1 protein-coding gene and 1 tRNA gene are annotated in these 1,695 nt (G+C 66.6%); one reads left to right on the forward strand and one right to left on the reverse strand.

The window, feature by feature from the left end; all coding sequences use genetic code 11:
* Positions 1–3: 3 nt before the first annotated feature.
* Positions 4–94 (reverse strand) — tRNA-Ser (locus tag AC16JP_RS05165).
* 94 nt (positions 95–188) lie between these two features.
* Between AC16JP_RS05165 and AC16JP_RS05170 the strand changes: the two genes are divergently transcribed.
* On the forward strand, positions 189–1,695 hold a 1,507-nt coding region (locus tag AC16JP_RS05170; protein WP_484339536.1), incomplete at its 3' end, for a thiamine pyrophosphate-binding protein.

Here is a 1,695-nt window from a genome sequence, read left to right on the forward strand (position 1 = left end):
AAGTGGCGGAGCGGGTGGGATTCGAACCCACGATACGGTTTTGCCGTATACACACTTTCCAGGCGTGCGCCTTCGACCACTCGGCCACCGCTCCGGCTCAAGGCGGCGCCCCTAGCAGGCGGTGAGGGTTGTTGACAAGGCGGGGCGATGCAGCTTTGCCATCATGCATGTTCTCCACTGCAAAAACCGTGGCTGCGGCCATTGCGCAGTCGATCGCTGCCGCTGGGATCCGTCATGCCTTTGCCGTGCCCGGCGAATCCTATCTGCCGCTGTTGGATGCGATGCGCGATGTCGATGTCCGGCTTGTCACCTGCCGTCATGAGGCAGCCGCTGCCAACATGGCGGAAGCCGCCGCCAAGCTGACCGGGTTGCCCGGCGTCGCCATGGTTACCCGTGGGCCGGGCGCAACACATGCCGCAATCGGCCTGCACACCGCGCAGCAGGATTCGACGCCGATGCTGCTGCTGGTCGGGCAGGTGGGCGACGACATGATCGGCCGCGAGGCGTTTCAGGAAGTCGACTACAGCCGTTTCTTCGGCAGCATTGCCAAGCAGGTGATCACCCTGCGTGATGCTGCCCGCACCGCCGAGCAGATGGCCGCAGCCTTTGCCATCGCCGCTTCCGGCCGGCCCGGCCCGGTGGTTGTGGTGTTGCCAGACGACAAGCTGATGCAGGAGGCGGACTGCACGGCAGTCGCGCCCGCAGCGCTGACGCCCGCAGCCCCGTCGGCTGAAGCGTTGTCGCAGATCGGCGCCTTGCTGGAAGCTGCCGAGCGCCCGGTGCTGTTGCTGGGCGGCCCGCTCTGGTCGGCCGAGGACAATGCCCTTGCCCAGCAGGCCGCCGAACGCCTTGGCCTGCCAGTCGTGACCAGTTGGCGGCGCAAGGATCGCTTCGACAACGCCCATCCGCACTATGCCGGCGAACTGGGGCTGGGCGCCAATCCGGCACTGGTCGAGGCGGTTCGTTCATCCGACCTGCTGCTGGTGGTCGGCGCCCGGCTGACCGAAAACGCGACCCTTGGCTATGACCTGTTCGACCAGCATTTCGCAAGCCGGGCGCTGGTGCATATCTGCGCCGATCCCGATGCGCTTCGCCGCTGCTGGCAGCCGCGCCTTGCGGTGCAGGCGAATGCCGGGCTTGCGCTGCGGGCGCTGGCGGGTCTTGCGGCCCGCAGCCGCAGCGACTGGGTGGCGTCGCTTTCGCGCATGCATCATGCGTGGGTTCAGCCGACTTCCGTGCAATCGGGCGTGAACCCGGCGGACGTTATCCGCACCTTGTCTGCGGTGCTGCCGGCCGACACCATCTATTGCAATGGCGCAGGCAATTTCGCTGCATGGCTGCATCGGTTCCACCTGCATCGACGGGCGCACACGCAGCTTGCGCCAACGTCTGGCGCGATGGGCTATGGCGTGCCGGCGGGGATCGCGGCCTCGATCCTGCATCCGGACCGGCAGGTGGTGGTCGTTGCCGGCGACGGTGATTTCCTGATGTCGGGGCAGGAACTTGCAACCGCAATCCACGAAGGCGCGACGCCGCTGTTCGTAGTAATGGACAACGGCCAGTTCGGCACGATCCGCATGCATCAGGCGCGCGATTTTCCGGGCCGCCCCAGCGCGACGGGGCTGACCAACCCGGATTTCGCAGCGTTCGCCCGCAGTTTCGGGCTGGAGGCCGAAACCGTTGACGAAACCGAGG

Source organism: Sandaracinobacteroides sp. (assembly GCF_057137845.1).